The organism is Enterococcus phoeniculicola ATCC BAA-412 (assembly GCF_000407505.1).
Taxonomy (GTDB): Bacteria; Bacillota; Bacilli; order Lactobacillales; family Enterococcaceae; genus Enterococcus_K; species Enterococcus_K phoeniculicola.
The window spans coordinates 305,158-327,374 of record NZ_ASWE01000004.1 but is presented as its reverse complement, the minus strand read 5'-3'; the positions used below and the strand labels follow the sequence as shown (position 1 = coordinate 327,374).

Annotated in this window: 18 protein-coding genes; 6 read left to right on the top strand and 12 right to left on the bottom strand. The window is 35.2% G+C overall.

The window, feature by feature from the left end:
• Positions 1 to 157 precede the first annotated feature (157 nt).
• Positions 158 to 1,114: a GIY-YIG nuclease family protein gene (locus tag I589_RS15490; RefSeq protein WP_010767247.1), complete on the top strand. Its 957-nt coding sequence runs from the start codon at positions 158 to 160 to the stop codon at positions 1,112 to 1,114.
• Between the two features lie 59 nt (positions 1,115 to 1,173).
• On the opposite strand, the gene I589_RS15485 is transcribed toward I589_RS15490, so the two are convergent.
• The 5 genes from I589_RS15485 to I589_RS15465 all read right to left on the bottom strand — a co-directional run bounded on the left by I589_RS15485 (position 1,174) and on the right by I589_RS15465 (position 6,461).
• Positions 1,174 to 1,404, bottom strand: a complete 231-nt coding sequence (locus I589_RS15485) for a YkuJ family protein (RefSeq protein ID WP_010767246.1) — start codon at positions 1,402 to 1,404, stop codon at positions 1,174 to 1,176.
• A 91-nt stretch (positions 1,405 to 1,495) separates the two neighbouring features.
• Complete coding sequence (locus I589_RS15480; RefSeq protein ID WP_010767245.1) at positions 1,496 to 2,380, bottom strand: NAD(P)-dependent oxidoreductase; 885 nt, start codon at positions 2,378 to 2,380, stop codon at positions 1,496 to 1,498.
• A 77-nt stretch (positions 2,381 to 2,457) separates the two neighbouring features.
• A complete protein-coding gene (locus tag I589_RS15475) occupies positions 2,458 to 3,681 on the bottom strand; it encodes a glycosyltransferase family 4 protein (protein ID WP_010767244.1) in 1,224 nt (407 codons plus the stop codon).
• A 786-nt stretch (positions 3,682 to 4,467) separates the two neighbouring features.
• The gene (gene ptsP, locus I589_RS15470; protein WP_010767243.1) at positions 4,468 to 6,195 is read right to left on the bottom strand and encodes a phosphoenolpyruvate--protein phosphotransferase; all 1,728 of its coding nucleotides are present in this window, start codon (positions 6,193 to 6,195) and stop codon (positions 4,468 to 4,470) included.
• Positions 6,195 to 6,461, bottom strand: coding sequence for a phosphocarrier protein HPr (locus I589_RS15465; RefSeq protein ID WP_010767242.1), 267 nt, complete (start codon positions 6,459 to 6,461; stop codon positions 6,195 to 6,197). The genes ptsP and I589_RS15465 overlap by 1 nt, the downstream gene beginning before the upstream one ends.
• Before the next feature lie 519 nt (positions 6,462 to 6,980).
• Between I589_RS15465 and I589_RS15460 the strand changes: the two genes are divergently transcribed.
• Complete coding sequence (locus I589_RS15460; protein ID WP_034685508.1) at positions 6,981 to 9,236, top strand: ATP-dependent Clp protease ATP-binding subunit; 2,256 nt, start codon at positions 6,981 to 6,983, stop codon at positions 9,234 to 9,236.
• Positions 9,237 to 9,432: 196 nt separating this feature from the next.
• Positions 9,433 to 9,753 carry a DUF1827 family protein gene (locus I589_RS15455; protein WP_010767240.1) on the top strand — a complete coding sequence of 107 codons (321 nt, stop codon included), beginning with the start codon at positions 9,433 to 9,435 and terminating at the stop codon, positions 9,751 to 9,753.
• A 199-nt stretch (positions 9,754 to 9,952) separates the two neighbouring features.
• On the opposite strand, the gene I589_RS15450 is transcribed toward I589_RS15455, so the two are convergent.
• A complete protein-coding gene (locus I589_RS15450) occupies positions 9,953 to 11,413 on the bottom strand; it encodes a helix-turn-helix domain-containing protein (protein WP_010767239.1) in 1,461 nt (486 codons plus the stop codon).
• A 517-nt stretch (positions 11,414 to 11,930) separates the two neighbouring features.
• Between I589_RS15450 and I589_RS15445 the strand changes: the two genes are divergently transcribed.
• A complete protein-coding gene (locus I589_RS15445; protein WP_010767238.1) occupies positions 11,931 to 12,404 on the top strand; it encodes a DUF3955 domain-containing protein in 474 nt (157 codons plus the stop codon).
• Positions 12,405 to 12,770: 366 nt separating this feature from the next.
• On the opposite strand, the gene I589_RS15440 is transcribed toward I589_RS15445, so the two are convergent.
• The 3 genes from I589_RS15440 to I589_RS15430 form a co-directional block, all read right to left on the bottom strand.
• Positions 12,771 to 14,351 carry a peptide chain release factor 3 gene (locus I589_RS15440; protein WP_010767237.1) on the bottom strand — a complete coding sequence of 527 codons (1,581 nt, stop codon included), beginning with the start codon at positions 14,349 to 14,351 and terminating at the stop codon, positions 12,771 to 12,773.
• 250 nt (positions 14,352 to 14,601) lie between these two features.
• Positions 14,602 to 15,978, bottom strand: coding sequence for a hemolysin family protein (locus I589_RS15435; RefSeq protein ID WP_010767236.1), 1,377 nt, complete (start codon positions 15,976 to 15,978; stop codon positions 14,602 to 14,604).
• Positions 15,979 to 16,086: 108 nt separating this feature from the next.
• On the bottom strand, positions 16,087 to 17,205 hold the full coding sequence (locus tag I589_RS15430; RefSeq protein WP_010767235.1) for an AI-2E family transporter: 1,119 nt from the start codon (positions 17,203 to 17,205) through the stop codon (positions 16,087 to 16,089).
• 147 nt (positions 17,206 to 17,352) lie between these two features.
• Here I589_RS15430 and I589_RS15425 point away from each other — a divergent pair, with 147 nt between their 5' ends.
• Positions 17,353 to 17,790, top strand: a complete 438-nt coding sequence (locus I589_RS15425) for a GNAT family N-acetyltransferase (RefSeq protein ID WP_010767234.1) — start codon at positions 17,353 to 17,355, stop codon at positions 17,788 to 17,790.
• A gap of 202 nt (positions 17,791 to 17,992) precedes the next feature.
• On the opposite strand, the gene ntdP is transcribed toward I589_RS15425, so the two are convergent.
• The 3 genes from ntdP to recX form a co-directional block, all read right to left on the bottom strand.
• Positions 17,993 to 18,526 carry a nucleoside tri-diphosphate phosphatase gene (gene ntdP, locus I589_RS15420; RefSeq protein WP_010767233.1) on the bottom strand — a complete coding sequence of 178 codons (534 nt, stop codon included), beginning with the start codon at positions 18,524 to 18,526 and terminating at the stop codon, positions 17,993 to 17,995.
• A 95-nt stretch (positions 18,527 to 18,621) separates the two neighbouring features.
• The gene (gene mutY / locus I589_RS15415) at positions 18,622 to 19,785 is read right to left on the bottom strand and encodes an A/G-specific adenine glycosylase (RefSeq protein ID WP_010767232.1); all 1,164 of its coding nucleotides are present in this window, start codon (positions 19,783 to 19,785) and stop codon (positions 18,622 to 18,624) included.
• A complete protein-coding gene (recX, locus tag I589_RS15410) occupies positions 19,778 to 20,575 on the bottom strand; it encodes a recombination regulator RecX (protein ID WP_010767231.1) in 798 nt (265 codons plus the stop codon). Before recX ends, mutY begins: the two co-directional genes overlap by 8 nt.
• 108 nt (positions 20,576 to 20,683) lie before the next feature.
• On the opposite strand from recX, the gene rlmD reads away from it, so the two are divergent.
• Entirely contained in the window at positions 20,684 to 22,060 is a 1,377-nt protein-coding gene (gene rlmD / locus I589_RS15405; protein ID WP_139242879.1) for a 23S rRNA (uracil(1939)-C(5))-methyltransferase RlmD, read from the top strand.
• The last annotated feature ends 157 nt before the right edge of the window (positions 22,061 to 22,217 follow it).

Below are 22,217 nucleotides of genomic sequence, written 5' to 3'. Positions count from 1 at the left end.
TCGATTTCTATTAAAATGAACTACGCGGAAAAAATTATTTTGATTATCAAACAATTATGTGTGTATTCGTTAAAATTTTCTTATCTAATTGCAATTTATTTGTTTTTTTGACTTTTTTCAGCTATAATCCAGTCACAATTTAGGTAGGTGTTTTTTTATGTTAAAACAAAAAGTAAAAGAGCTTCCCCAAACACCCGGTGTCTACTTAATGAAAGATTACCAAAATCAAGTCATCTATGTTGGAAAAGCGAAACGATTAAAAGATAGAGTATCGAGTTATTTTCAAAAGAACAACCAACATTCAAAAAAAGTTTTACGTATGGTTCATAACATTTACGATTTTGAGGTCATTCTTGTTGATACTGAACTAGATGCCTTATTGCTTGAATGTCAGCTTATTCAAAGCTACCACCCTATGTATAATAGACAAATGAATCAATCACTAAACTACCTATACCTTACCTATGATCAGCAGGTATTTGAACTAACTCATGACAAAAAGCAAAAAAGCTATGGTCCTTTTAAAAACTATAAACAGCTGCCTGAGGTACTCACAACTATCAAAGAGACCTATCAGCTGGCTGGTATCGAAAAAATCACTCAGCTCATAGTTGATGCACAGCTTCCCGAAATCAAAAATCTTACTATAGAAGAGAAGGATTCAGAAATTAGAGGACTTCTTTCTGGAGAGAATCAAGTGATCCTAGAGTATTTAAAAAAAAGGCAGGCTTATTGTATTCAGCAAATGAACTTTGAATATGCGCAAAAACTTCAATTGGCTATTGAACAAATGTCATTATTCATTTATTTAATCACTCAGCAAAAAGAGGCACTATGTTCTAAGAAACTGCTATTATCTCTTCCTATAAATTCAGAGGAGACGAAACACTATTTCATATATTTTGGAAAAATTGTCGACGAGAAAATTACATCTTCTAAAGTGAAACCAGATTTCTCAGACGAAACTAAAAAAAAGCCCTCTCTCCCAACTTCTCTCAGGAAAAGTCAGGTAGATCCGTTGTTTATCCTAGCAAATTACATTAAGAAAGTAGTAGCCGGTAAAATTGAAGGAAGCGTCACTTGGGAAACTGAAAAAAGAACCGATAAAAACTAAGACATTTGCCTTAGTTTTTATCGGTTTCTTCATTTGTCTATTAGACTAGTGAAAAAGGTTTATTGAATTAAATCATAGATTTCCATCGCAACAATATCAATATTATCAAATTGGTATTGTTGTTGTGTATCTGCCTCGGTTAACTCAAACGTATCTGTTGACTTATCAAAAGTAACAGTACATTTTTCGACACCCTCTTTTTCAAAACGGCGAACTTGTACTTCGTTGTCAGTTGCTTCAGTCATTGCTTCTAAGCGTTTAATGATGGCAACAAGTTGTGAGTGTTTCATGCGAGTGGCCTCCCTTTCTCTATTCCTGTTATATTGTAACAAAAGCTGCGCATACTTGCATGATTTTTAGAAAAAAAATTGTAGATTTTTATTAATTTTTTTGTGGTTTTTTCCCAGAGTCCCACCAAAGCTTAATCAAAGCCTGTGTTCCGTCGTTTTCATATCCTTTTTCAGCTAATTGATTATATAAAGTTTTTGCTAAATCTGTAGAAGGTAGTTTTATAGATAACTTTTCTGATTCATCTAAAGCAATTTTCAAGTCTTTGATAAAGTGTTTCACGAAGAAACCAGCAGAGTAATCTTCTCTTAAAATTCTAGGGCCATAGTTTAACATTGACCAGTTGGCTGCACTTCCGCCACCTAGAGTATCAATCACTTTCTCTAAATCTAATCCCGCTGCTTGAGCGTACACAAGCATTTCTGTCATTCCAGTCATGGTTCCTGCGATCATAATTTGGTTAGCCATTTTTGTGTGTTGCCCTTTTCCTGCACCGCCATGAAGCATGAATGTCTTCCCAAAGCTTTCAAAAATCGGCAGTACTTTCTCATATATTTCTTTCTCACCGCCAACCATTATTGTTAGCGTACCATTTTTAGCACCTAAATCACCACCAGATACAGGGGCATCTAAAGCATAGGCACCTTGTTCTTGTGCTGTCTCTGCTATTTTTACTGCTAAAGTCGGTGTACTCGTCGTTAAATCAACGAGTATTTTCCCTTTCACATCTGCCTCAAAAATCCCTTGTTTACCGTAATAAATTTCTTCAACATCTTTAGGGAATCCTACCATTGTAAAGATAATATCACTTGCTTGAGTAACTAGTTTGGGCGTGTCATACCAAGTCGCTCCTAGCTGAACTAATTCATCTGTTTTACTTTTCGTGCGATTGTATACATTCACTTTAAAATCTTGCTTAAACATGTTTTTGATAATTGACGCACCCATCACACCAGTTCCAATAAAACCTATTTCCATTTGTCCATTCCTCCTAAAAATAAAAAATCCTTGTCTCTAGTATACTCTAGAAACAAGAATTTTCCTTAAAAATGAAATTATTTCTTTAAACTACTTAACTTTACTCGAATTTTTTCTATTGATGGCTCTAATTCTTTTTGCATAAGCTGTTGCTCATGATAATCAATCATATCCTGATAAAATGAAATCATCTCTTCACCAAAATGCGTAGAAGAAATTTCAAATAATTTTTCCTGTAAAACTGATTCATCGTGTTGTACAGACTTGTTCACGTAATTTATCAATGCTTGCGGAAAGGCTTCATCTGAATCAAATGTCTCTCCTAAAGAAGGATGACTAATCAAATGATTTAAATATGCATTTCCTTCCACAACTAACGGAGTACCTGCTGCCATAGCTTCTGTATACGTTAATCCCTGAGTTTCAGAGGTGGAGGTACTAACAAAGAAATCTGCCGCTTTGTAGTACAAGGCTACCTCATCATTAGGCACTTCTCCAACAAACTGTACATATTCAGAAATAGCTAGCTCTACAGCCATTTCTTGTAAAGACTCCATATACGGACCTTTGCCAACGATGACAAGTCTAGCATTTGGCAATGAGTCCAGTACCTTTGGAAATCCTTGAATAATCGCTTGAATATTTTTTTCATAAGACAATCTGCTTAAAGATAGAATCATCAACTGATCCTCATTTATCCCAAGGTGTGATCGAACTTCCTGGGTCATTTCTGCTGTGATATCAGAACGTTTAAACTTCTCAATATCAATTCCTGTAGGGATAATTCTCATCGGTGTAACCACCCCATAAGAACGCAAGGTTTCTATCACTCGTTCACTTGGACAAACCACTCCTGTCGTATGATTTGCAAATACTCTCGAAAAATATTTCACATGTGCAGGTCGTAAAACTTTTCCTTTCGCAATGTAATGCAGATAATCTTCATACATTGTATGATATGTATGAATAACAGGTATTTTCATTTTTTTCCCAACCATTTTACCAAGTAGTCCTGCACCAAACTCTGTATGTGTATGAATTAAATCTAACTCTAATTCTTTTGAAATTAAATATGCATACCACATTCCTCGAACAACAACTCTTCGATCTTTAAATGACACAAAGGGAACGCTAGGCATCCGAATCACATCTTCTTCAAATTTATCTGCATTGGGATCAGATGTCGTGAAAATATATACTTCATGACCATTCTTCTCGAGTTCTTCTTTTAATGTTTTGATTGAGGTTGCTACACCACTCACCTGGGGAAAATACGTGTCTGAAAAAAAGCCTATTTTCACAATGATTCCTCCAAACTATCCTAATGATATTTTTCATTAATAACGAATTCTAAAAATACTTAAATAATTGCAATATATTGAAACAAATTGAATGAATGAGACAATGATTCTTTGAATTTGTTATCCATATTATATCATAGCTGGTTTCTGTGTCACTCAATCTAAGGTCTTAGTTTTTCTAAAAAAACCTGATCTTACGCTTGAACCCCTCTAAATCAACCTTTATCTGTAAAAAATTACTTTTATATGACAAAACTGTTAGTTAAACAAACACGAGTTTATTGAGTAGAAATGGAAATTTTAGTTTATATTTCATACAAATGTGCTATTTTTTTAGCTTTTTTAAAAAAAAGTTTTATGGAAAATAAATTGCAAGTTTACAGAACGGTTAAACCAAATAGATGCCAATATCATTTGGAAATAACCAAATAATACTGTTGTTCCATACGCACCATTTGTTTTCAGCTCAATCTGTTCTGAACAATCAAAATCCTTATAAGCTTACAGAAAATAAAAAAGAATTTAAGACACTGTTACATGTCTAAACTCTTCAATTTCATATTTTTACTAAATAACAATGAAATGAGAACTTTTTTCACTACTCTGAAGGCTTGTTTTAAATTAAAAATCTTCACTTCATACGCCCATCTATAAACACTCGATTCTACTTTTGCACATTCGTTGACTTAGAAACCTCCAACTAGCAACTGACAGAGGTGTTCAAACAGCGCAAAAAAACGTAAGCGAGAACAATATCGAACTCACTTACGCTTCTATTAGTAATGATTAATCAACGTATTGGTTAACCAATTCAACGACTTCTTCCATTGTGTCACAATCATTTAGTGCACGGTTAGCAAGTTCAGCCATTTTGGTTGTATCCAGACGCTTCATTAAGCTACGAGTTTTAAGAATAGATGTAGCGCTCATAGAGAATTCATCTAATCCCATACCCATTAATAATGGAACTGCTGTTTGATCTCCAGCCATTTCTCCACACATACCAGCCCATTTTCCTTCAGCGTGTGCTGCATCAATTACATTCTTAATTAAACGTAAAATTGATGGGTTATATGGTTGATATAGGTAAGAAACGCGTTCATTCATACGGTCTGCAGCCATTGTATATTGAATTAAGTCATTTGTTCCAACACTGAAGAAGTCAACTTCTTTAGCAAATTTATCAGCAATTACTGCTGCTGCTGGAATTTCAATCATAATTCCTACTTGGATCGTATCAGAAACTTTCGTTCCTTCACTTTCCAATTTTTGTTTTTCGTCTACAAAGATTTGTTTTGCAGCACGGAATTCTTTCAGTGTGGCAACCATAGGGAACATAATACGCAAGTTACCATGAACAGATGCACGAAGCAACGCACGCATTTGCGTACGGAACATGTCGTCTCCTTGTTCTGATAAGCTGATACGCAATGCTCGGTAACCCAAGAAAGGATTCATTTCATGTGGTAATTGCAAGTAAGGTAATTCTTTGTCTCCACCAATATCCATTGTACGAACAACGACTGGTTTTCCTTCCATTCCTTCCAATACTGCTTTATAAGCTTTATATTGGTCCTCTTCAGTTGGAAAATCTGGTGAATCCATATATAAGAATTCAGTACGATACAATCCTACAGCTTCTCCTCCATTGTTATGAACTCCTTCTAAATCTTTAGGTGTTCCAATGTTTGCTGCTAATTCAAAATGTTTGCCATCAGCAGTCACTGTAGCTGCATTTTTTAATTTTTCCCACTCTGCTTTTTGAGCAGCAAAAGCATCTCCAGCTTTAATAAATTCAGCTTTTTGGTCTTCAGTAGGGTCAATAATGACATCCCCTTCAATCCCGTTAACAGCTAAAATATCATTTGCTTTAACTTTTGCTGTAATCTCCATCGTTCCAACAATTGCTGGAATTTCAAGAGAACGTGCCATAATTGCAGAATGTGACGTACGTCCGCCAATATCAGTGACAAACGCTTTAACGTACTTACGATCTAATTGAGCTGTGTCACTTGGTGTTAAATCATGTGCCACAACAACAACTTCTTCATTAATCATAGACGGATTAGGTAAAGTAACACCTAACAAGTGAGCCAAAATACGTTTTGCAACATCTCGGATATCCGCAGCTCTTTCTTGCATGTACGCATTGTCATCCATCGCTTCAAACATACCAATATACATATCAGTAACTTCTTTTAAAGCAGACTCAGCATTTACCTTATTGTCTTGAATATTTTGTTTGATTTGACCAACCATTTCTGGATCTGAAAGAACCATCAAGTGGGCATCAAATACTTGCGCTTCTGCTTCACCGAGGCTTTGCGCTGCTTTTTCCCGAATTGCTTGTAATTCTTCAGTAGATTTTGCCAAGGCATTGTCTAGGCGAGCTTCTTCAGCAGCAGTATCTTCTACTGTTACTTTACTGAATGATAAATCCGGTTGAACTAGCAGGTAAGCTTTTGCTACGGCTACGCCATCGCTTGCGGCAATCCCTTTTAGCATTTCAACCATTATTCAGATAATCCTTCTTTCTGCATTGTTTCAACGATAGCAGCCATTGCATCTGCTTCGTCAGCACCTTCTGCAGTGATTGTTACGTCAGAACCTTGGCCAACACCAAGAGACATAACACCCATAATAGATTTAAGATTTACTGATTTACCTTTGTACTCTAAGTTAATATCAGAGTTAAATTTGCTAGCTGTTTGTACTAATAATGTAGCTGGACGTGCATGAATCCCTGTTTCTGCTACTACGTGAAATTGTTTGTTTTCCATGTTAATCGGTCTCCTTTATAATAAAAGTGTATTTTTATTGTGAGGGTTTTCTTTTTTTACAGCCTAATAGAACCGTGAAAATTTCTACCCTTTCAATTGTAAAGATTACCATTTTTTTGTTAACGATACAACACTTTTCCCTCAAAATGAGCCAAAAACCCTCCTATTTCATAATATTTCCAATATTCAGCAATTCAATTGGTCTTTTCCCCCTATTCTTTAGTAAGGAGAGATTCGTTTCTTTATATCCATTTTCCACTAAAATATATCCATTTTTTGAACTACTAATCCATCGTTTTTTTATTCTGAAAAAAGGAACCTATTCTCCTCCATTTTTTGAAGTTTAAAAACTTGCATGCGTAAAAAAAATAAGTATAATAAACTTAAAGGTCAAATTTGGTCAATGAATTCTTCACTTCTATATATCGGCCGAATTTACCAAGCGTTTTCTTTTTACAAAAAGAGAAATTTCGCGATAAACTACTAGTAACAATCATTCTGAAAGGACGTGAAGGATTTATGCTTTGTATTAATTGTGGAACAAATGAAGCAACCATTCACCTATACGCGAATGTTAATGGTCAACGCAAACAACTCGACTACTGCCAGAGTTGCTATCAAAAACTAAAAAATGAACGAAATGGAGAACAGCCACGTATGACACAACAAGACCCATTTGGTTTCGGCAGTTTAGACGATTTATTCCGTTCAATGTCACGCCAAATGCAAAACCAAGGTATTCCTAATGAACAGACTCCTCCTACTCAATTTGGCGGAGGTAATAATTTTAATAATGGTCAACCTCCACATGGTGGACAACCTGCAAAGGGCCTTTTAGGTGAGTATGGTATTAATATTACTGAACTTGCTCGTAAAGGTGAAATCGATCCTGTCGTTGGTCGTGATGAAGAAATTAAACGTATTATAGAAATCTTGAATCGCCGTACTAAAAATAACCCTGTCCTGATTGGTGAACCTGGTGTAGGTAAAACAGCGGTTGTCGAAGGACTGGCACAAAAGATTATTGATGGGGATGTTCCTCAAAAACTTATGGATAAAGAAGTCATTCGATTAGATGTCGTTTCTTTGGTTCAAGGAACAGGAATACGAGGTCAATTTGAAGAACGAATGCAAAAATTGATTGAAGAAATTAAGCAAGCTGAAAATGTCATCTTATTTATAGATGAGGTGCATGAAATCGTCGGTGCTGGTTCTGCTGGAGATGGGAATATGGATGCAGGCAATATTTTAAAACCTGCTCTAGCTCGTGGAGAATTACAGATGGTAGGTGCTACGACTCTAAATGAATATCGTATCATCGAAAAAGATGCCGCTCTTGAGCGTCGTATGCAGCCTGTTCGTGTAGATGAACCAAGTGTGGAGGAAACAATTTCCATTTTACAAGGATTACAAAAACGATATGAAGATTTTCATCATGTGAAATATACAGATGAAGCGATTAAATCTGCAGCTGTTCTTTCAAACCGCTACATTCAAGATCGATTTTTACCTGATAAAGCCATTGATTTACTAGATGAATCTGGTTCTAAAATGAACTTAACGATTCAAATTGTTGATCCAAAAATGATTGAGAAAAAATTGGCAGATGCAGAAGCGCAAAAGCAACAAGCTTCTCAAGAAGAAGATTTTGAAAAAGCTGCCTATTACCGAGATCAAATCAACAAACTGCAAACGATGAAGGATAAACAAGTAAGCGATGAAAAAACACCTGTCATCACTGAAAAAGATATGGAGCAAATTGTTGAACAAAAAACTGGTATTCCTGTAGGGGAGCTCAAAGAAAAAGAACAAACACAATTGAAGAATCTTTCTGATGATTTGAAAAAACATGTAATTGGACAAGATGAAGCAATTGAAAAAGTTTCAAAAGCTATCCGCCGGAATCGTGTGGGTCTAGGAAAGCAAAACCGTCCTATTGGCTCTTTCTTATTTGTAGGTCCAACAGGAGTCGGAAAAACGGAACTAGCAAAACAACTTGCTTATGAAATGTTTGGTTCAGAGGATTCAATGATTCGCTTTGATATGTCTGAGTATATGGAAAAACACAGTGTCTCTAAACTTATTGGCTCACCTCCTGGCTATGTCGGCTATGATGAAGCAGGTCAGCTAACTGAGAAGGTACGCCGTAATCCATACAGCTTAATTCTTTTAGATGAAATTGAAAAAGCGCACCCTGATGTCCTTCATATGTTTTTACAAATTCTTGATGATGGACGACTAACAGATGCGCAGGGTCGAACAGTAAGCTTCAAAGATACATTAATTATAATGACAAGTAACGCTGGTACAGGAAACGTGGAGGCTAATGTTGGTTTTGGGGCTGCACGAGAAGGGGTTACTCGCTCCGTGTTAAACCAATTGAACAATTACTTTACCCCAGAATTTCTTAACCGTTTTGACGGGATTATTGAATTCAAGTCATTAAGCAAAGAAAACTTGATGAACATTGTTAGTCTAATGTTAGATGAAGTAAACCACTTGCTTATCTCTCAACATCTTACTATTGATGTACCCGAAAACGTGAAGGAAAAACTGGTAGATTTAGGATATGATCCTTCCATGGGTGCACGTCCATTGAGAAGAACCATCCAAGAACAAATTGAAGATGGTATTGCCGAATTTTATCTAGATCATCCAACTATCCATGATTTGAAAGCAAAATTAGATAAGGATGGAAAAATTCTTATCACATCTAAACCTGAACGTCTAGTGAAGGAATCAAGCGACGTTTCCGATGAACCTGCACCACAATAAAATTATTTTGTTATAAGACTAAGTGCCTATAAACAGGCACTTAGTCTTTTTTGTACGCTTACTATTAGAATCAACTTACTCTTTTATTGTTTTTTTTGGGTATTTTTAAGTCAAAATTCTTCCTATTTTCATAAAAAAATTTTATAATAGAAACAGAATATACTAAGATTCAAATTTACTTAGTGAGGTGAGCAGCATGAAACTCGTAAACGTTACAAATAGCCATTCTAGATTGGTTATGAATCAATTAGAAAACACAGATGCTGAGATGGTTAAGGTTTACTCTGCTGGTAATACGACAGTTGTCTATACTTCTGCGCTAATGCATGATGAAATTCTGATTGTTAATAAAAAGCGTAACCTGAAATCTTCAGAAATTGAAGAAATCAAATCCCATTTTATTAAAAAATTGACTGCTGACTCTTATCGTTTAGATGAGATTAAAACAGTTGAAATGGATGGAACGATAGAAATATCTATTCCTAAAGTGAATCAACGAAATGGCGTCGCAATTTAGATTTTTATAACTAAAAGAAGGAGCAAAACGAAACTACACTCGTTTTGCTCCTTCTTTTTCAATTCATATATGACAGGAAATGAATCTTTTTATACTCGAATTCCATGTCTAGATTGGTCTACTCGATTTCAATCCTGCTACTTCATTTCTAAATATTTTTATTTAGCATAAATGAACGTATCTTTCTGTTTTCCCTAGATTAATTTTCCAGCAACAAACTATCTATCTTCTTCTGAATATGATGAAGCATCTGCATATTTTCCGTATCCAGAATATAGTAAGGTCTCGTCATAGGTTCAGGCAAAAACTTCGTAGCTGAGCTTAATAGTAAATCGTATTCCTTATCAAGCTTATTCCCACAAATTTCAATCTCTATTCCTGTTATTTGTTTCAGATGATAGAACAAAAAATGTAAGAGACTTTCATCTTGAACTCCTGCTATTCCTAAATGAACAGTCTTTTTTACCTTTTTTTCTTCAAAATAGGGTAACACAATCGCTGAAAGTAAAATCAACAAGTCCTCTCTTTCTTTCAAACGAGCTGACTCAAATCTATATTCCCGATCTAAGAACTGATTAATCTTTTTTTTCAATTTAAGCAGCATAGGATGATAATGAGTCATTAATGTACTTGTTGAAAGATTGTAGCTAAACACTACTTCAGGAAAAACATCTTTCTTTAAAAATAAGTTAAATAAATCAATCCAGATTAATTTATTCTGTTCAGACGAAATCTTTGTAGAAAATAATTCTTTTACACAAAAATCATAAAAATTCTGTGTATGCTCGCTGACTACTTTATTGGTTTCAAGATACTTTTTGACATATTTCAATCGAGGATCATGAATCGAGAAATACTGAATTTTATAGAACATCGCATAGCCTATAAAATGATTTTCTCGTTGAATTGCTGTTTCACTCAATTTTTGCTCAGTCAAGATTTCCCTGAATTTTTTGTTAATCACAGGCAAGGAAAACGTCTGGAAAATATTCTCATCTATAACATAGCCTTGTTGAATCCTTAAGAGCGCCACTCCCTGATAAACATTCCATTCCTTCTCCTCTCCATAAATCATCCAACGGCTATCTTCTGGCGAAAATAACTCTTCCATGTGTAATTCTTTTTCTTTTGCAAAATAGTTTGTTAAATCTTCCCCAAAAGAGACATACCATATAAAGTGAGTGATAATCATACGAATAACACTCTCTTTTCCAGTAAGCTTCATTTGTAAGCAATTCAGTCGGATATGACTCTCCTTTAAATACGAAATAAGGGGTCGCAATCGTCTCATAACAGAGGACTGACTTAGTTTTTCTTCTATACAAAAATCAGCCATACTCTTATTGGGATAGAGAATAGTTGATAATAAGAAGCGGTAAGATAAACTTTGTCTACATAAAAAACGCTGATAATCCTCAAAATAAGGAATATCTCCTTTTATCTCTATTTTGTCTCTGTCATTTAGAAGATGAAAATGTGGATCTAACTGTTGTAATTCCATATCCATCGAGTGGATAAGCTTGGAAGTTTTCACATATGAAAATCCTAACTCATTCTCAAAAAAATAGATGGGATACTGTCCTTTCCCTAGTTCACGAACCCTGTTTAAAATTTTCAACTTTGTTTTTCCTTCTTCGTTTAACAAGATATTCTGTACCATATAAGCGCTCCTTTATAGTAATAATTCATATAATACCATGCAAAAATCGATATTTTGAAAAAATGAATTATCGAATAAAGGATAGATTTTCGACCAAAAAAAAAGAATACTTGCTTTATCTTTTTAAAAGAGTAAGGAAAATGATTAATTAACCATTTTGAAAGATTAACCATCCCCATCCTCTACTTTTTTGACTAACTATTTGCTAAAAAGATTTGATAAATTATTCGTTGGATAAAATGTGGAATCAGCTATCAGAAGCTGTTTTTTTATTCTTAATGTTAGACATCCGTTTTATTTTACTTTATACTTTTTTAGAAATTCTTTACATTTTTTTGGTATCAGTAAAAGAAACGTAGTAAGTCATATTCTCATTGGATTTCTCTTATTTTATAGCTATTTTTTCTCCGCAAGTATCCCTTTCTTCTTATTTCTAGAGGAAAGCAAGTACTGCTGTCTTGTAGACTAAGTGTTTTTTCTCTATGATAAAACTACATTAACGAAAGGAACGTACACAATGGAATTTGGTGAAAAAATAAAGGAATTAAGAAAAAATAATCAATTAACACAGGAGGCATTTGCTTTACGTTTAGGTGTCACTCGGCAAGCAGTTTCTAATTGGGAAAATAACCGGAATCTTCCTGACTTGGAGATGCTCATCCTTATTTCTAGTATGTTTTACATTTCGCTTGATGAATTGATTTTAGGAGGAAAAAATAGAAACATTATGGCAGAAAAATTAATTAAAGATGGTAGCGAGACAAGAAGAGCTAAATTTAATATGATTACCGCAGTAATTGGTACTTTTCTACTCTTTTTTGGATTTGCTTGCTTTTTTATTAAAGCAAGTTCAGTAGAATATATTGACTCGTCAGGAATTCTACACGAAAATTTTTATCTTATTCCTATTGGGTTTTTATTCCTTTTTTCGGGAGTTCTCGTACTCACTTTTTCAACGGCAAAGTTTGTTCGTTCTCATTTCAAAAAATAGTATTGAAATAAAAACAGCGACCTCAAATAGTAGCTTGCACTATTGAGATCGTGTTACTTGGAATAAAGTCGTTAGTATAAAAGAAGCTTTGTTATAAATCCTTGTATGATTAATATATAACCTAAAAGAAGGTGAGACATAACCAATTAAGTTATACCTCACCCTAATAAACTCTTACTAAAGGACGGAAAGAGAAGGAACTCATCTACACTACGTGATGAGTTCCTTCTCTTCGTTTCGCTCTCATCATCTTCTACGCATGATACATACTTGAGTTGAAGGCTTCTATCCCGATCTCTTCATAAAATCCACTGCTGATGAGCGATATGTCGTGTAGACATACTCCTTCGCCTATACAGATTTATTCTATAGTAGAGTTTTTAATTCTACATCTGGATACTTGTCTGCAAACCAACGCATTGCAAATTGATTTTCAAATAAGAATAAAGGCTGATCGAAACGATCTTTCGCCAAAATATTTCTACTTGAGCTCATTCGTTCATCTAGATCTTCAGGTTTAATCCAACGGGCAATCTTACTTCCCATCGGTGTCATCACAACCTCAGAATTATATTCATTTAACATACGATATTGAAATACTTCAAATTGAAGCTGTCCAACAGCTCCGATAATGTACTCATCAGTTAAATATGTTTTATACAGCTGAATGGCACCTTCTTGTACTAATTGATAAATTCCTTTGTGGAAGGACTTTTGTTTCATAACATTTTTTGAAGCAACTTTCATAAAGAGCTCTGGCGTAAATGATGGCAGTTCCTCATAAGCTACTTTTAATTTTCCTTCATAGATTGTATCCCCAATTTGGTAATTTCCGGTATCATATACACCAATAATATCACCAGCAACAGCCTCTTGTACATTTTCTCTGGTATCCGCCATAAATTGAGTCACATTGCTTAATTTCATTTTCTTATTTGTTCGTTCTAAAACAACATCCATTCCTCGCTCAAAAGTTCCAGAACAAATACGTACAAATGCGATTCTATCTCGATGAGCAGGGTTCATATTTGCCTGTATTTTAAAAACAAACCCCGAAAATTCTTCTTCATAAGGACTTACTGCTTCGCCGGACTCTGTTTTGTGGGCATGTGGCTTGGGAGCAAACTGCAAGAATGTTTCTAACATCGTTTGAACACCAAAATTTGTAAGTGCTGAGCCAAAAAATACAGGCGTTTGATTTCCTGCTGCAATTTTTTCTACATCAAATGCATCACCAGCTTCTTTTAACAACTCTACTTCCTCTAAAACCTGCTGATAGATGCCATCTTCTGAAAGCTTATGATCTGCTGGAATTTGACCATCTTCATTTAGAGGAATGAATCGTTCTCCATCATAATTTTCTGGACGATATAATTCCACTCGTTTATTATGAATATCGTAAAGTCCCTCTAGCCCTTTTCCCATACCAATAGGCCAGTTCATTGGATACGATTCAATATCTAACAACTCTTCCAGCTCTTCTAATAAATCGAGAGGCTCGCGACCATCTCGATCTAGTTTATTGATAAAAGTAAAGATAGGAATTCCTCTTTTTTTGACAACTTGAAAAAGCTTTTTGGTTTGAGCTTCAATCCCTTTAGCACTATCAATTACCATAACTGCACTATCAACAGCCATTAACGTCCGATACGTGTCCTCAGAAAAATCTTCATGCCCTGGTGTATCCAAGATGTTCACACGTTTTCCTTCGTAATCAAATTGCATTACTGAGCTGGTTACAGAAATCCCACGTTGTTTTTCTATTTCCATCCAGTCAGATTTTGCAAAGTTTCCTGTTTTCTTTCCTTTTACAGTTCCAGCTTGGCGGATAGCACCACCAAATAAAAGCAGCTGTTCTGTTATCGTTGTTTTCCCAGCATCCGGATGGGAAATAATAGCAAATGTTCGACGAGCATCAACTTGTTCGTTTAATTTAGGATTATTCATTTTCGGCTCCATTTCTGTTACTTAAAGTAGATGAGGTTTCCCTCCATAGATCTTATAAAATTCAAAGTGGCAAACACTCGAATTCTCTAACTAGCCCAGTATATCATGGAATCTATAGAAAAATAAATACTTGTTCTCTGTAATTTTCCCTTTTTCTTAATTCTTATTAAATTTTCTCACTAGTTCTCTTTACATTCTATATAAATAGGAAAAACCAGCAGAATTCATTAACAATTCTACTGGTTTTTGATTATCTTCTTGGTTCATCTTCGTCAAATTCTTTACGAAATAGCCGACGTTCTTCCTCTGGTTCAACCTCTTTGTCTTCAGGATCATGGAAAAATACACGAAGTACAAGAACTCGAGACCCTTCCATCTCCTCAGAAATTAATGTGATATTATCTACATCAAAGGATAATTTTTCACCTTCATCTGGTATAGTTCCTAAAGCAGTAATCAAGTAGCCCGCCATTGTATCAACATCGCTCATATGCAAGTCCGTTTCAAAAACCTCATTAAACTCGTCAATTAGCATTCTACCTTGTACCAGAAACTCATTTTCTCCAACTTTTTCATAAAGCTTCTCTACTTCATCAGATTCATCATCGATTTCACCAACGATTTCTTCTAATAAATCCTCTAACGTTGCTAATCCAACAACCCCGCCATATTCATCTAGTAAAATGGCCATTTGGTTTTGCGTTTTCTTTAATTCATAAAGAAGATCATCAATAAAAATAGTCTCAGGTACGAATAAAGGTTCTTGAATAATTTGTCTTAAATCTAAATTATCAAATCCATTTATATGCGCAGCTTTTAATAGATTTTTCGTATGAAGTACACCCACTACTTTATCTTTATCTTCATCGTAAACGGGGATTCTTGAATAGTTTTCTGAAAGAACCTCGTTAATATTCTCTTGAATTGTATCATTGATATCAATCATAAATGCGTCCGTACGTGGAACCATCACTTCACGGGCAACCTTTGTATCTAGAGAAAAGACACCTTGTAACATCTCTAATTCATCATTATCTAAAACACCTTCAGTTTCCAACATATACCGCATTTCATCACGCGTCATCTTAGAGTCCTCATCATCAAATTCCATTGGTGTTAGACGAGATAATAGATTCGTTGAAGCAGATAGCAACCAGACAAACGGCTTGGCTACAATTCCAATCCCTCTGATAAACCCAGAAGTTGCTTTTGCTACTTCTTCTGACTTGTTTAGCGCAATTCTTTTTGGATATAACTCTCCAAAAACAATGGACACATACGTTAAAATTGCTAAGACAATAATATTCGCAATATTTTTCCCAGCACTACCACCGCCAAGATAGGGTGCTAGTTTCACAGATAGCGTATCGGCCAATGATGCTCCTGATAAAATGTTAACCAAAGTAATTCCGACTTGAATTGTTGACAAGAAATTATTTGGGTCTTGCAGTATTTTTAGTAGTTTTTGTGATTTTACATCTCCATCCCCAGCTTTTTGCTCCACACGGTTTTTATTAATTGAAACCACCGCAATCTCTGAAGCAGCCAAAAAGGCGTTAATCAGTGTTAAAACAACTAATAGTAAAACTTGCGCTAATAGCGACTGACTGTCAGGGTCAGCATTCATAATAGCATTCTCTCCTTATAGTTTTCATTTGTTTTTTATAGAAAAAAACGTGGCTAAAAGTAGCCACGTTAAAATGTTATCATAAAGCGAATTCCATTGCAATATAAACTATTCTTCCAATGGATTCTCTTCTTCTTTTGTTTTCCCATAATCTTCTCGAACAACCTTTACAACAAAAGCCACAATTGTTTTACAGATGGCATAAAAAGGGATTCCTAAAAAGATACCAAGCAGACCGGCAAGGTTTCCTGCAACTAACAATACTAAAATAATTGTTAATGGATGGATTTGAAGTGATTTTCCGATAACATTTGGATAGATAATATTCCCGTCAAGCTGTTGAACTACTAAAACAACTACACAACACATTAGCGCTTGAAAAGGTGAATTGAACACCGTTACTAAAAATGCTGGGGCAAGCCCTAGATAGGGACCCAAATAGGGAATAAGATTTGTTAATCCAGCAATAACACCAAATAAAAATGCATAATCTACCCCTAAAATGAGATATCCTAAAAAAGTAAAGGTTCCAACGAATACACATTCAATTGCCTGACCACTGATATAATTCGCAAGTGTTTGATTTAATTGTCCCAACAGTTCGACAATCTGTGTTCGTCGTGCTTCTGGAAAGAATCGTTTTATATTTGGAACAAGTCGTTTTGAATCCTTCAGCATATAAAATAAAATAAATGGTACGGTGAAGATAACCATTGTTGTGGAAGCAATCGTTCCAACAATTGACCCCAAGCCACTCGATAAGCCGCTTAAAAAGTTTTGGATAATATCGCCATAGGATAAATCTAATTGTTCAATATACTTTTTAATATCCACTTCTTTAAATAGTGGAAGATTGCTCATCTCTGTTAACCAAGCCTGAGTATTTTTCACGATTGTTGGCATATTAGAAGCCAGTGATGATATTTGGTTAATCAAACTGGGGATAAAACTAAGAAAAATCCAAACAATCGCCAATACCAATAGCACGAATACAAGAATGATTGCATAGATTCGTGGGATTTTAAACCGCATCAAAAATTTTACAATAGGATTTAAAAGGTAAAACAAAAAACCAGCAATTAGCACCGGAGCAAATAATGTAGAGAAAAAAGTCCCCACTGGAGCAAATAAAAAGTTAATTTTGGTCAACATAAACGCGAAAGTCGCGATAATTAAAAGCTCTAATGACCAAAACATTAATTTAGAATTTCGAAGTTTTTCAAACAAACTATTTCCTCCTTTCTTTTCTAGTTTAAGTATAAAACATCTTTCTATAAAAAGCTTGTCTCACCCTATCTAAGTTATTTTTCTCTCATTTGATAGTTGCCAATGAAAAACTTTTGTTTATACTAAAGTAGAATAGGAGTGAAGAATATGAAAGTCGTTCAAACAAAAGATACGCTAAATACGATTTATCTGGATGCATTACGCATACGAAACCAGGTCTTTGTAGTGGAACAGGGTGTTCCTCTTCAACGTGAAATTGATAAGGATGAGGCTTACGCAGTTCATTTCGTTCTTTATTCCGATGATCAGGAAGCTATGGCAACCGTTCGTTTGTTACCTTTGGAAAAAAATGAATTAAAATTACAACGAATGGCTGTTCAAAAAAAATTTCGTGGACACGGCTATGGAAAACAACTGATTTCAGAGGCAGAAAAATTTGCGAAAGAACAGGGCTTCAATAAAATTAAATTAGGAGCTCAAAAGACTGCTATTAGCTTCTATCAAGAAATGGGTTATAAAAGTTATGGCGAACCGTTTATTGATGCAGGAATTGAACATCTCAGTATGGAAAAAGATCTACAATAAAATATATCACACGCTTTTCCGTATTCCCCATACCGCAAATGGTTAGTAATTCAAGGTGGTAGTCCTTTTATGTAAAGAGATGGAAAGCTAAGTTTTTTTATGGTTTCTTTTTCATTATTTAATGATAACTCCCAAATTCTTGCTTTATTCTTATTTAACACACTACAAAAAGACTGCCAAGAATTTTCTTGGCAGTTACTTCTTATTTACGTGACAATTGCTTGTAGCGATCATACCAAATATCAATATAGCCTTCAGAGAATGGGCCTTTTTCATTATTAATCCAATCTACAAGGATTTTTACGTTTTCCTTTAAAATAAAATCAATATCACTAGGATACTCCATTATTTTGCTGTGGAATTCATATTCATCCACATCAAGCAAACGTTTTTCACCATCAGGAAATACTTTGATATCTAAATCATAATCAATGTATTTCAAGGCTTCTTCATCGAGTAAATAAGGAGAAGCAAGATTACAATAATATGAAACACCCTTTTCTCTAATCATTGCTATTACATTGAACCAGTATTTTTTGTGAAAATACACAATTGCTGGTTCACGAGTCACCCAACGTCGTCCATCTGACTCAGTTACTAGTGTATGATCGTTTACGCCAATCATAGAATACTCGCTTGTTTTTAATACCATGGTATCTCGCCACGTCCGATGCAAATTGCCATCGTGCTTGTAACTTTGAATTGTTACAAACTCGCCTTCTCTAGGAACTCGCATAGTAACCCTTCCCTCAACAGATACCTGTTTTTTGTTTGGGTGTTTAGTACACCGACATCGTAAATTATTATAACAATAATTTCTTACTTTGCCTACTAATGATTTCCATGCGTCTCATTTTTCTTTAGTTGTTCGACTAGCTTCATCTGCGGTTTAGGAAATACCAAAGAGTTAAAATCGCTTTGCACTAGCCATTGACTCCTATTTTCTGTAGTAAATTCTTTTTTTGATCGTCCATAAAATAAAAGAATATGCCATTTTAAATGACTAAAGATATGAGTAACTTCTCCCAAATGTCGTTTCTGCCAAATTACAGGGTATTCAGGGAAAATTGTTAATTCTTCATCTTCCGCTACTGAATCAAACAAAGTCATCTCTGCTTCTTTTTCCCACTGTTTTTTATAGGTCTGATACTCAAATTCAGAAACCTCTATTAGTGGAAATGTCCACATATTTGCCAAAAGACCCGTTTTTTCTCTTTGTTTTAAATAAAATTCACCATCATCATTTTCAATCGCACCTGCTAAGTAGTAAACATTTTTGGGCTTTGCCTTTTTTGATTTCACAGGAAAGTCAGTCTGTATGCCCTTTGAAAAAGCGCTACAATACGTTTGAATCGGACATTCTTCACACTTTGGGGAGGTAGGTTTACATATACGTGAGCCCAAATCCATCAAGGCTTGATTAAACTCACCTGGATGTTGCTCATCGATAATTGCGCGCATCGCTTCGTCAAATATTTTTCTACTGCTAGTCTTTGCAATGTCTTCTTCTATACAAAATAGACGACTAACTACCCGCATAACATTGCCATCTATTGCAGGCTCAGGTAATCCAAAAGCTATACTCCCAATTGCTCCTGCAGTATACGGCCCTATTCCCTTTAACTTGCTAATCTCTTCAATGGTATCAGGCATTTTCCCATCATGTTCTTCAATAATTTGTTTTGCCGCAGCTTGAATATTCCTTACACGCGAGTAATAGCCTAAGCCTTCCCAAGATTTCAAAAGCTTATCTTCAGCTGCATTTGCAAGGTCTTCAATGGTTGGAAACCACTCCATAAATCGATAAAAATAGTCAATAACTGTTTCTACCCTTGTCTGTTGAAGCATAATTTCAGAAATCCAAATTCTATAAGGATCTTGGTTCACTCGCCAAGGAAGATTCCTTTTCTCGCGTTCATACCATTCAATGAACGTCTGTTGAAATTGTTCTTTCTTCTTTTTGTCCCATTGTTCCCAAATTTTTTCTTTAGTCATTACTTACTTCCTTTTCATCCAAATATCGCTGTATGTCATCGAAACTGTAACCTTTTTGATAAAGAGACTGCTTTATCTTCATATTTCTTTTTGAAGCGTCTAAACGCTCGTGACGGCACCACAGCTTATCTGCCTGTTGTACTAGAATTGCATACTCTTCTTCTTCCTCTATTTCAAAAGGAATTCTTTCCATCACGCTTGTAATTACATCAGGAGAAAATCCTTTTTGCATCAACGTTTGTCTAACCTTCTGCATGGTTTCTCTTTGACTCTTTCCATGAATTTTTTTCAAACTCTTTTCCGCAGTATGCTGAGCAACTTCAATCTGAGAGTCTTTAGGATAAAACGTCAGTGCTTGTTCAATTTCCTCTGGTTTTAGTCCCTTTAGCTTTAATTGCTGACTAATTGTTTGAGGACCTTTATCACTAATCCTTACCTGCGTACGGACATAACTTTCACCATAAACTAAATCATTTATCAAGGTTAATTCTTTCAATTTTATGACTATTTTATCACGATCGTCTCGCTCAATCTCTTTTTCTTTTAAATAAGTCCGAACTTCTTTTTCTGTCCGAAGCTGATAGCTTAAATAATTCATCGCCATCTGTAAACCGTAATCATAACCTCCGCTTTTTCTTATCTCATCAAGGGTCTGCTCCGAGATTTCCTGTCCCTTTAGTAAACGATAACGAACAAGAATATCCTCTGAAACACGCAAATCCTCACCTTCGGATAGCTGAATAGTATAAAAAGGACCTTTTCCCTTTGCAATTCTGACAACCGTAATCATTTTATCACTCCTCATCGAACGTACATTCTACTATACCATAGAATCTCTCACAAATCGAAAAAACTGTGGTAAACTATCCTTAGTTCATTTTTATATAAGCAAGGAGAAATTATGACAACAATTGTGAAAATGGGGCAAACTATCCCTTTGAAAATTAAACGATTAGGAATTAATGGCGAAGGAATCGGTTACTATAAACGTCTGATTATTTTCGTCCCCAACACTCTTCCAAAAGAAGAAGTTCAAGTGAAGATTACAAAATTGACGCCAAAATTTGCTGAAGCGACTCTTGTAAAGATTCTTAAAGAAAGCAAAGAGCGCGTAGAACCTCCCTGCAGCGTGTATGAGGCTTGTGGTGGCTGCCAACTCCAGCACCTTTCTTATCCTGCGCAACTTGATTTTAAACGTGATTTATTGAAGCAATCTCTAGAAAAATTCAAACCTGAAAATTATACATCCTACGAACTACGTCCGACACTAGGAATGAAAGACCCGTGGCATTATCGAAATAAAGCACAATTTCAGCTCAGACAAAATCCTCAAACAAAGCGTGTAGAGGCAGGGTTGTATCGTGCGGATTCTCATGATTTGGTATCTATAGATAACTGTCTCGTTCAAGAAAAACAGACAACTAATGTTATGAATACTATCGTACAACTTTTGAACAAATATGAACTACCCATTTACGATGAGCGCAAAAACAGCGGAATCTTCCGAACAATTATGGTACGTATTGGTATTCAAACACAGGAAATTCAAGTTGTATTCATCACCTCAACGCCAAAATTTCCACAGAAGAATGCTTTAATCAGAGAAATGAATCAACGCCTGCCGAAAGTTGTTTCTATTATGCAAAATGTTCAAAGTAAAAAAACTTCACTAATTATGGGAGAAGATACATTTCATCTATGGGGGAAAGAAGCTATTGAAGAACAAATCAATCAAGTTGTATTTGATCTTTCTGCTCGAGCTTTCTTTCAGTTAAACCCTCAGCAAACAAGTGTACTTTATGAAGAAGGCATCAAAGCACTTGATTTGAAAAAAGAGGAAACAGTAGTGGACGCTTACTGTGGCGTTGGAACGATTGGTCTAAGTATTGCAGGCTTGGCAAAAGAAGTGCGAGGAATGGATACGATTGAACAAGCCATCTTCAACGCGCAAGAGAATGCCGCACGTTTAGGATTTTCAAACACACATTACGAAGTAGGAACTGCTGAAGAGCTATTACCTAAATGGTTTAAAGAAGGATTTAAACCCGATGCACTCATTGTTGATCCCCCACGTACAGGGCTAGACAGCAAATTACTAACAGCACTCAAAAAACAACCTCCTAAAAAGATGGTTTATATCTCTTGCAATGTATCTACACTTGCACGTGACTTAAAAGAACTGACAACTGTCTTTACTGTGGATTATCTACAATCAGTAGATATGTTTCCTCAAACTGCACGTTGTGAAGTCGTTGTGAAATTATCAAAAAAATAAATAGTTTAACGCTTGAAAAAAGAACGACCTAGATTGCTTTACAAAATATTCTACTGACTAAAGCTTGGAAGCTAGACTCTCATCACCTTACTTTCTTAATGAAAAGAGGTAGATAACTGATTTTTGAGAGAACGCAAAAAGGCTCGCCTGTATTATT